This is a genomic window from Metabacillus bambusae, from assembly GCF_017497975.1.
In the GTDB taxonomy this organism is placed as follows: Bacteria; Bacillota; Bacilli; order Bacillales; family Bacillaceae; genus Metabacillus; species Metabacillus bambusae.
Genome location: NZ_JAGDEL010000015.1, coordinates 20,149 through 31,546, shown reverse-complemented (window position 1 = coordinate 31,546; position 11,398 = coordinate 20,149). Strand labels below are relative to the sequence as shown.

General features: G+C 32.5%; 6 protein-coding genes. All 6 read right to left on the bottom strand.

Annotation, left to right across the window (positions count from 1 at the left end):
• Window positions 1–16 precede the first annotated feature (16 nt).
• Complete coding sequence (gene pglZ / locus I7822_RS17975; RefSeq protein ID WP_207980489.1) at window positions 17–2,578, bottom strand: BREX-1 system phosphatase PglZ type A; 2,562 nt, start codon at window positions 2,576–2,578, stop codon at window positions 17–19.
• An 81-nt stretch (window positions 2,579–2,659) separates the two neighbouring features.
• Entirely contained in the window at window positions 2,660–6,136 is a 3,477-nt protein-coding gene (gene pglX, locus I7822_RS17970) for a BREX-1 system adenine-specific DNA-methyltransferase PglX (RefSeq protein ID WP_207980488.1), read from the bottom strand.
• A 14-nt stretch (window positions 6,137–6,150) separates the two neighbouring features.
• Entirely contained in the window at window positions 6,151–9,714 is a 3,564-nt protein-coding gene (brxC, locus tag I7822_RS17965; protein WP_207980487.1) for a BREX system P-loop protein BrxC, read from the bottom strand.
• An 11-nt stretch (window positions 9,715–9,725) separates the two neighbouring features.
• On the bottom strand, window positions 9,726–10,301 hold the full coding sequence (locus I7822_RS17960) for a DUF1788 domain-containing protein (protein WP_207980486.1): 576 nt from the start codon (window positions 10,299–10,301) through the stop codon (window positions 9,726–9,728).
• Window positions 10,302–10,313: 12 nt separating this feature from the next.
• Window positions 10,314–10,910 (bottom strand): DUF1819 family protein, encoded by a 597-nt coding sequence (locus tag I7822_RS17955; protein WP_207980485.1) that lies wholly within the window; start codon window positions 10,908–10,910, stop codon window positions 10,314–10,316.
• Window positions 10,911–10,940: 30 nt separating this feature from the next.
• Window positions 10,941–11,201, bottom strand: a complete 261-nt coding sequence (locus I7822_RS17950) for a TIGR04540 family protein (RefSeq protein ID WP_259548281.1) — start codon at window positions 11,199–11,201, stop codon at window positions 10,941–10,943.
• Window positions 11,202–11,398 lie beyond the last annotated feature (197 nt).

Here is an 11,398-nt window from a genome sequence, read left to right as displayed (position 1 = left end):
AACTTCACCACCTTTATTAAAAGTCAAAATCACTGACAATTCCTAAGTTTATTTGGAAAGGGATTTTTTCTATAATGACATCTGTTTCACTATCTTTGATAATCAAATAATAGTATTTGTTTTTATCATATTGCTGTGATTTAAGAGCAAATTTCACTCTAAATGTTCTTTCATCTGGTTTATCTGTCTGCTTGTCCCCAATAATGGTTTCTTCATTAGAAATTAATGCATCATTCTCGTCAGCCATATAGATGTTTACTGTTCTCGGAACTACCTTATCTTCCACTTTCTCCGTTTGGAAGAAGGTAAGATTAAATAGACTGTTGGTAATTTTCCTTACAGTATTGGTCAATTTTATATCGACCTTTTCAATTTCTTTACTATTCGACTGACCCCTTCTAATATTTTTAAATTGAATAACAGGAACAACTACTTCTTGAAGACTTGCTCCACCATGAACGAAATTAGCTCCGCTTCCTTGTGTTTTAAATCGTATTGTGGAATTTGGCATATACACCGTCAATGAACTATCATTACCAATAATATAATCCATACTAAAATTTAATAGCCCTTTAATTTCCTTTTGCTCTTTTGATAGTAGGTATCTTCTCTTAACCTCTATGGATGAAATATCTTCTCTTTCAATTTTGTCGCTTTCCTCTAACGAATCTCTCTGATAGATAAATCCATGGTCGGCTGTGATAAATATGTTTGTCCCACTTAAATCATCTTTAATAACTTTAACTAAATTATATAATTCCTCTATCGCTTTCTCCACTGCATTAAACGTATAGAATTCCGTAGAAGCCTTATCACCAGTAGCATCAATAGAATCATGATAGATATAGTTAAGTTTTTTTCCTTTGAAGTGCTCTCTTCGACCTGCTTTGTTCATTGCCATGATTTCCTGATAGTGAATAGCCATGCTATTTTCCACTTTGTCTTCGAGAATGTTTTTTCGATTCTCTAATCCTTGGGAATCCTTTGAATCAACATACACTCTCCCATTATCCTTTATTTCAATCTGCTTATAAGGGAGCAAGGAAGCCATTCCGAGCTTAGTTACCGAAGGAATAACTCCAAGATTACCTTCTATCTCACAGTTACCAATTGTCTCTGTATTTAACTTGTCATTCAATTCAACTGCAACTTCATATCTTAATGCATCCGAAATAATGACAAATACCCTATCACCTTTTTGAACCTTTTGTGATACATAATTTTTATAAAAGTCCATCTGGCTTTCGATACCAGGTATTTTCCATCCTTTTTTCATTTCATCGCTTAAAACTGAAGACCAGTTGGAGCTTAATTGACCCATATACCAATTTGTATATAGATTCTCTACCATAGATTTAAGTTTTTTGAGGAGGTCACTGTTACTCTCATTATCAAAAGCAACGTAAAACTTCCTGTAATAAGTGTCCATCTTATAGAAATCATCTAAATATAATTGATACATCTCCGCAAGTTTTACTTGGGGAATACCCATGTTATATTTTTTGTGAAATTGGTGCATTTTAACTGTATAGAATAGTGCTTCGTAAATATATTGAAATTGCTCATAATAATGCTTCGTTCTACGAAGTTGAATCAGGTCAATGAACTGTTCAAAATCTTCAATATTAGAATCTAAGCTATTAGCAATATAAATAATAATCGCTTTGTCAAAGTACGGAAATACATCAGCATGTTTGAAGTTCTCTATGTCCAGTGCATTTATCAGGTCATGTATATGTATTTCTTTTTCAATAATTTCCGCAAGATTATCATAAAAAGTGTAATCCGTTTTATGATGCATCCAATGGTCAATGAAAATCATGCTATTAGCTCGGTTTTTTTCTGCAATATATTCTTTGATATTTGATAAATACTTTTCATTCATACTATGACTCATAGCAGTTACAGTTAAATGGATTAATAACTTTTTAAGAGATTTCTCTTCCTTATAAAAGCCATAATACTGGGAAACATACTTCCAAAATACATCGATATCAAAGAACTTATCCATCTGCTGAAAATATTTATTCTCGCTTTCTTCAATCCCATTTATCAATATCTTTTTAAGTACATCATCCGTATCGAGTGTTTTGAGATTACATAAAGCACTAATGATAGCAAGTTCAATCTTTTCTTCAGTATATTGTTCAATTTCAAGAGCCTTAAACCTTTTACGTCTTTCTATTTTGTCAAAGAATTTCTCATATTTCTTAATGACATGTCTTAAAGAACTGTCTATTTTCAATTCATTCATCAATAGAGAAATCTTATCAGCATAAAACTGGTTAGAGTATAGGAACGTATCAATTAACCAGTTTTCTTCTTCCGTTTGTATATCTACATTGGAATAAATCAAATAGTTTGAATCTGTATCTTCTTCCTCTAATAAATACTTGGAATAAAAAAAGTTACCTTCATTCAACTTATGAAACTTGACATTATCAATTTTTATTTCATCAATAATCTCAGAAAAACTGCTTTCTTTATCTAACCAGAAGATTATCTTTCGTTGTTCCCCATCCCTTAAAGGGGCATCGTAGCTCTCCTTTAAAGTCTTGACTATTTCATCTATATTCATTGAATGAACACCTCTTAACCTCTGTTACGATTAAATAGAAATATACCAGAAGCTATCTGGTATATTTCTTAATAATACTTTCTATATCTTTGCCAATAATCCCTTGAACATTTCATAGTTCGTTGCCACACCATTATCTAAATCCATCTCTATCTGCTTATCGGCTAAATGGTGCAATAATTCATCATACGCTTTTAACTCTTCAATCTTCTTATCCAAGACTTTTAATTCTTTTTTAGCATTACTGATTTCTTTAACCGTAGAGTCACCTTCAATAATACTAAGCAAACCTTTTTTCTCTGCAAAAAGACGATTTTGTAGTTCATGAAGGTAATCCGTTCTGATTCTTGATAGGGTTGATTTATCATATCGGTGCATATAGATTAAGCAGTTAAATGCCTTTTGCTTACCAGAAGTAAACATCCAATAGATTGGTCTTTTTTTGTAAACCTGAACGTGGTCCTTAAAGAAATCGTTCACGAAATATCTTCTAATCGTTTCTTTAGCTGTTTCTCCACTTTTCTTGCCAAGAGTATCAGCAATAAAATCAAGATTTTGTTGTAAAGTGGCTTCACCAAAAGTCACTTTCACAAACTCAACAAACTTTGAAACAATATCATCTTCAAAATAAGAACCTGACAATACAGGAAGAATGTTATCCTTATCTGCTTTGAAGGTTTTATATGCTTCTGAATCAAACTTCCCACCTGCAAACACAAGACCTTCTTCATCAAGGGAATAACGCCCAAACATACAGCCGACAGCATAGGATATAAACGACTTAATTTCTCTTTTCCTATCTGATTTTCTTATTGTTACATCGTCTTCACTAACCTCGGGAGACATTTCACCTTCTAAACCGTACTCATTGATAAACAACTTGTTCAGTTCTTCTTCGTTATTCTTTAGTCGATTGAATTGGTCTTCGGTATATGAACTCCAATTATTAAATGTCTGTTCAATGATTGAAGTATCTCCTTTATGAATCAAGAATGGATGTTTACAGAAATCCCATGAGTTTTCATATGAGTCCCAATCATTTTTTGAAATATCTATACACTGGATAGACAATTTTTCAATCTCAGCAAATAAATCATCGTCATCTACCATTACAATAGGTAAACTATTAACATCCTTCATCTGATAACTCATTGTTGGATTGAACAAATCCATAATATAATTTATTACCTTAGTATTCAAAAGACCTATAATATAATGTTCACTTTTTCCATCTAACATGTGGAAGGTTGGTCCTTTTTTATCATATATTGCGTTACGGGCAATTCTAACTGAAAACCCCCTATTTGAGATACCGTTATATGTTAGACCATCTCTAAACCAATATTTTTCATTAAGTAAATTTGAGCTTTTATTTAATTTATAAAAACTCCTTGCATCCAGTGACCAATCTACGACATATTCTAAGTTTCCATACCATTTACGATAATTTCCACCTTTTGTATATAAACTCCATTTTTTATTAATATCCTCTTTTTTCACTTCCCAAATTCTTCTTAAAAATCTATCGTTGTCTGCTGTAATATTTTGAGAACCTGTTACTTCGATATAATCTAATAGTTGCTTTTCTCTCCGAAACGTACTCTGTAGTTTTTCAGATATCCAATATGCAATTGGTTGACCTGGAATATTTTCATAGAAGTCATTTTTTTGCGTATATCTATAATAGACATCATTATTTCTTATTGCTTCCAATGCTTTTTTGGGTTGATTCTCGACTCCTGTAAAATCTGCCAGTCTAATATATTCACCAGTTGTTTTTGAGTTGACATTTCGTAATGTAAATGTACAAACTGGTACAACTGCGGCCTCAAATGCGTTGTATTCAAGTTGAATTAGAGAACTTATACTATTTCCTGAGACTATTTCTTTTCTCAAATCTTCAAACGAAGAGAGGAACATCCAAACAAAAGGAGTAATAAATCCTAAATGGCCCTCTTTCTTAACTTTTTGTAAAGAATACTCCATAAACACAGAAAATAAATCTGAACTAAACTTATAATTATTTCTTAAGAATGCTGTAAGTTCTGTTGTCATATATCTGCTTCCCATGTACGGGGGATTGGACACTAAAATACAATAAGTTGTCCGCATTATATCTGTCTGCTTTATTAAACTTGGTAGAAGGTCAATAGCCTTCTTTCTTGATTCATCTTCAAACATATCTCTGGCTGGATTGTTTTGAATATATTCCAGTCTTGCTAAAAGAAAATCCTCGTCAAAATTATTGATTTTAATTAATGAACCAATCATTTTACCATCTCGGAACTGTTCGATAAAACTTTTTGTATTTTCAAAGTTACTTCCGCTGTTTTCACCAGCGATGAAAGCAATGTCCTCTTCATTTAAGTCGTTCGTTTCTTGAATTGATGCTAAATTAAGGTGCAACCCTTCTCTTTCAATGCTTCTAAAAAATCTGTTGTTGTATTGTAATGCTTTCATAACAACGGAGAAACATGCCAGTTGATATGCCCTGTCATCAATATCCAAGCCATATAGGTTATTTTCAATGATAAGTCTTGGAATTTCTCTTTCCATATAACCACATTTGCTGTATATTTCAAAAAACACATCGAAAGCGTAGACTAAAATATGTCCACTTCCCATCGCTGGGTCAAAGAATTTTATTTCTTCCACTTCTAATTCCTTATTAATATAAGGAGCTAATTTCTCTTCAAAGTCTGGTTCTGGATTTGGATTTTCAAGATAGAATTCCCATTCTTGCAATAGTTCCCTATCTCCAGGATGTGATTCCACCCAATATCTACCCAATGAGTTTTGAACCATATATCTAACTATCCAATCAGGCGTAAAGAGTTGCGTTGCAAAAGGGATTTCTTCTGTTTTATACTTAGCTTTCGCCTTAATCACTCGGTCTTTTTCTTCTGCAATAAAATACTGATAAAGCCACCCTATGATTTCAACATCTGCCCAATCTCCTTCTGGAAAGACATCTGTATCAGTCATTTGAGATAAAAATGAACCTTCTGCTAATAATCCGTCAGGGAACAGAAGCTCCGTATAATCGGCAATTTTCTGAAACATAAAAGGAAGAAGTGGTTTTAAACCATTACATTGTTTGATAATGAGATATTTGAATAGCTCTTCCGATTTGTTGTTTAATTTTAGGTTGTAGACATACTCCTTATCTAAATCTAAATCAACATTAAGGGCTTCTTGAACAATATCAGGTTCAAAACTTCCAGAATTGCTCGAAGAAAGCACCCTTATTTTTGTTGGAAGGTAGTTATTGACTTCCATAAATCTTAATGCTGTAAAACGATTAAACCAAGTATATGCCACTTCCTCGATAACTTGGTTAAAACCAATCTTATCTATTCTTGCAATTAATGCATCCCTTTGATTTTTTTGGTCTTTATCAAGCTGTTTACCATCTATATAGATGGCATCCGAGCTTTGAATATCAGCCTTTTTAACCCTATCTTCGGATATTCCTAATTGAAGGGCTTTAACCGTTATTTTTTCTCTTAGTTCATTTCTTGCATTTACTGCAAAATTCTTTAATGCTGTTTTATTCATTTCAATAAACCGCCTTAGTCGATGAACTCGATATTTTTATTGTGTTTAATAATGCTTTTGAGTTTATCGGAGAGCGAATTGATAAACTTGTCCACGTCAGCTTCGTTATTTAGACGTTTTACAAAGAACAATTCTTTAATGTTCAATTTTTCAAGACCCATTTCCACTTTTTCTTCCTCATTAGGGTCTTTAATAATTTCTCCGCTTTCCTCTTCCTGTTTGGCTAACCATTGCTTGATTTCATTTTCGATAATTCTATCGTACTTTTCCTTAAAGCTATTGCTTTGAGAAATAGTTGCATCTACCTTATAAATATCACTAAAGGACTTAATACTTTGAAGCAGATTGTTGTAAAACGATTCGATTGTTTTTTTCGTATTAGCATTTACTTCGTATTGACTTGCCTTTAGAGAAAGTTGGTCATAATCTGCCTGAATTTTTTGTGAGGCATTTTCTTTCTTATCCTTCAGAACCACATTTAGAGCTTCATCAATTTTATTTACGAATTCTGGTATTTTTCGTATTTTCCCATAAGGTAAGATATCCTCTAAAATGGCTGAAAGTTTATTGGCCGCATCTTCCGTATCATTGTCAGTTAAATAGAGCTTATTATCTTCATAATTCTTTATAGCTAATAGTCCTTTATCAAAAATATCCTTCTGGTTTTCAAAAAAGCGTCTTACATAATCTACATCCTCTTCCCAAATCAAAAGGTCTTCTTCTAAATCCTTTAGCTTGGTAAAAAACGTAGCATTGTCCATATTGTTTTCAAACTGATTAAAGTATTCAAGTCCTTTATCGAGAAGGCTCTTACCAGGATATTTTCTTCCTTCATACCGATTTTTTAGTTGTTTAATCTCTTCTATTTGTTGACCGATTAAAGTCTTTATCTCTTTAACAAGACCATCTTCATCACTTGGCAAGTCCGTTTTATTGAATAGCTCTTTACAAATACTCTTTGCTGTCTTTAATAGGGCTTCATCAACATTTACCCTTCTGATGATAATAACCCTATCAACCTGTGAAGACTTTCTCAGAGCATCAATAACATCAACATAGTCTGTTGGTTCTAAATATTGACCATTGTATCTTAATCGAATTCTTTCCTTTTTAAATAGTCCTGCAGTAATTCCAGCAATATCCATTTCATTCCAACCATACGGTTTATCGGTATATCTATCCAGTAGAATTTTCATTCTCACTTGTTTGGAAATGTCATCTTGCAATTTAATAAACGAGAAAATCTCATTTTCTGCTAACTCGTTTGTATCGCTTTTAAAATCCTCCAACGATTGTTGCTCGGAGTTGTTTTTTAGAAGGCTTTTTATATCATCATCACTATTATAAAATTCTTTTACATAACCTAATTTTGTATAAACATTATCCACTAAAGTTTTGAAAGCAGTATTTATTTTGTCTTTTAATGTATTCCCTTTAACATCCAGTCTCTCTCCATTGATATAGAAAGTTCCTGCCTTGATTGCTTCCTCTAACAATTCCTTAACTCTTCTTTTCCTTGATTTTGATTCATGCTTTTTACTATCTATTATATTTTGAATATTTTCAGGCAAGGTAGGGTTTACCTTTTTTGTATATTCATCTATTTTAAGAATTTCTTCCATCTCTTCTACATAGGAGTCATTGCCTCTTAACTTTAAAATCATCTGACTATTACCCATAGTCATCATCATGATTTCTTGGTCTGGCTTATCGTAGTTATCTGATAATGGCGATAAAATATGAATTCCTAAATTTGAAGTTTGATTTAAATACTCCTTTTCATCCATTTTTCGATTGAATGGAAAATCATATTTATCAGAGTATTTTATTTTTTTCACGTCATATAAGTCATGAAACACGTAATCAGCCAGTGCTCTTTTAACCACTTCTTCATCTATATTGATTGATTTGATTTCCCTATTTATATCTTGCTCGTCATCCGTAAGGAAAATATAAACGTCTCCGTTCTTCTGAATGAGGGTTTGTGCAATCAATTTTTTCAGTGAACTCTCAATCTTTTCTTTTAGAACAAGTTTATCTTCATTAATCTTTGTTACCATTAGTGTCGCAATATTTTCTACTGAAGCAGGTAATTCCTTAATATATTTAACCATGAACAACACTTTAAGAAGGTCTATATTAAATTCATCATCTCTTAATGCTGGGTTTTCATATGCTCCTTCAATAACCCTAACGATAGTCGGGTTTAAAAATTCTTTTATTGTATCGTAGAAAGCGTAGAACGGAACGAGTGCTCCCTCGTGTTCCTCAGAATATCTCAGACCTGCTTCCTTAAAAGCTGAAAGCATAGACCTTTCTCCTTCAGATAAATGTTTTCCTGAACTTCCATGTTTTCTGACTTGTTCAAATACATTTTGAAGAAGTTTAAATTGGTACGGAATAAATGGATACACATCAGCGAATTCCTTTTCATCCTCATATCCACGCAAATCTGCTGTACTATCTTTAAAGTCAATTAAATTTTTTAATGTCGCACTTGTATTGTCTTCATGATACATAAGTTGAAGCGTTTCTTTTGCATGTTCCTTTTTAGATAGGATACGTTTCTTTATTACTTCATCCACTGAAATGGAAGATAAAGATAGTCTGGTATCAAAACGCCCTTGGATTTTAGAAAAGTCATTGCCCTTCACTTTTACGATAGAATCAATGCTTTCTTGAGAGGTAACTAAAATCCACACCTTACCATTACAAAATGTTCCCAAATCTTCTGCTACTGTTTGAAGATTTAACATTAATTGTTGATTATCGCCTATATATTGACCAATTTCATCGACTAAGAAAACTAAATGAAAATTTTTACCTTTGCTATCGATGTAGTCTTTTACATCTTTAGCGAATTTTTCAATGCTTATCTCGAAATTGTTTACCCCATTTTCAAACCAATTCCTTGCAGATTCCGCAGTCATATTTGTAACCTGTGTTAATGCCCCAATGACATAATCCGCATCGAAATAAAACGTGTTTCTTCTTTCAATCCAATCTTCTCCAGATAAATCTTTAAACACCATTTTAAAATCTTCATATACGCCTTCCTTGGTTAAGTGCTTTTCCATTTCAGCAACACCAGGTATATCACCATAGAAACCTCTATGCTCATAGAACACCTTCATAAAGACTTTAAGAATAGCATCATCTTTGGATTTACCATCAACGGAACTTTTAGAATCAATGTTAAAGAGAATTACTTCCGTTTCAACATCCGATGTTCTCTTCATATTGGCGAGAACCATCGGGTCTTGAACTTTTTTATCAAAGAATTCAATAGCTTGTTTACCATTTATCTTTTTATTTTCCAATAGGTATGCAAGAATTTTTAGAAAGTGTGATTTACCAGAACCAAAAAATCCAGATATCCAGACACCCATTTTATCTGTGTATCCATCAATTCCCTTTTGGTAATTCTCGTAAAACTTGGATAAATGCTTCGCAAGTTCTCTTGTTACGACATATTCATCCAACTCTTGATAAATGTTGTCTTCATCAGTTTGGGCAACCTTAATTACGCCTTTAATGTTTCTGTGTATATCCTTCTCAAACATATCCTTGATTTGCACAAGAACTCCCCCTATATCTCTTTATCCACTAATCGAAAAGCTCGATAGTAATTGTCATCCTTGAATTTTCCAAACAATTTTAACGAAAGTCCATCATATACCCCTGGAAAGAACATAATGACAGGTATTTTATCCAGTACCTCTTGAAGATTGTTTAAGATGTTATGTGAACGTACAAATGGATAGACTTTTCCAACCCCTGTGATAAAAACAATGTTATTGTCGGCAATTTGCTCCTTTATTCTTTTTAGAAAGGTTTCAGGTGCGGTAAAGTTTTTCATTGCTCGAAATAAGGATTCTCGCCCTTGTTTCTCTTCCATTTGAAATATCCGCTCAAAAATACGTTTTTCCTTTGCAATTTCAACCATCATTTTATAAAGGTCAAATTCAATAATTTTTCGGTTTGACCCCTCGTAATTGAACTCTTTCTTAATATGTTTTACATAATCCCGAACGAACAATTCATGTTCTGGTTCATAATCAAACACATAGAAACTGATTTCATTGCCAAGTCCTCTTCCTTCAAGAAACTTGTCCTCTTTTATTTTAGGGATTATTTTATCCAGCCTATTATTCAAGTTGCTCATAAATTCACCTCTTTAGTGACCCATTGCCTTAACGAACTGGCCATCACCAATTCTAATTATGTATTCCTTCAAATCTTCATCTATTAGAAGTCTGCTTAACTCTCCTGTTTTTTTATCCTTTAAAATTCCAGACTCAAACAGAACTTTGTAAAAGACCTGCTTTAACTTGGCTACTGTCTTTTCCGTAAACCCTGCTACCTTGTTGTCTTGTTCCGCTTTTACAGTAAAATATAAATTTAAATCTTTTGTTTCAATCAACAAATTGTGGAATTCATATTTTTCTCTAATGACTTCATCCATAAATTCAAAAAATAACCTATCCGTCTTCATTATGGCATATAAATTGATGATTTTCCCTGTTTCCAACGGTTCTTCTAATACCATTTGAAAGAGTGTTTCATCCAGAGCATTTACCCTTCTTAACACCGATGGAAGGCTTCTTTTAATGCTTGATTCATATTTATACTGAAAAAGGTTTTCTTCGGTTACTCGTTGCTTAATTTCTTTATCATTCAACCCCTGAACCTTTAGACCTATCACTTGCTTTAATTCATACAGTAAAAATGAAGCTCCTGTTAAGGAGGAACTATATTGTAATTCGCTAATCATCCTACAACTCCTTCCTATTCAGATATACGTTTACTTGCTATCAAGGCCGTTCATATCCAAAATTCTATCTACAATCTCAAGTCGTCTTTTTCCGCACTGTTGCTTAAGAATAGTTGTAAAGTCACCGTTCTTTAGTACCTTATTCGGATTATTTTTGTAAATATCTTCAACTTCTTTTATAAGAATCGTTTCATCAATTTTATTTTCCCAATAAGCATCTATTATGGAGTTTAATGCCGAAGCCAGTTCCCTCTGTGTTTTATAAAAAAGTTTAAGCTCCAATTGTGCCACCTCAAACTAATATTTAATTTTTACTATACTTTTATTTTATTCTTACTTTTTTAGATAAGCAATAAATGGTTCTTAAATATTTATGTATCAACGTTCACAGTATTTATTGGATTTAGATATTGTTTGTTTTCAAAATCTATTTGTCTAATATGGATAACTTTTCGTTTTCAATCCTTTGTAATAATAAGGCCGCTCCC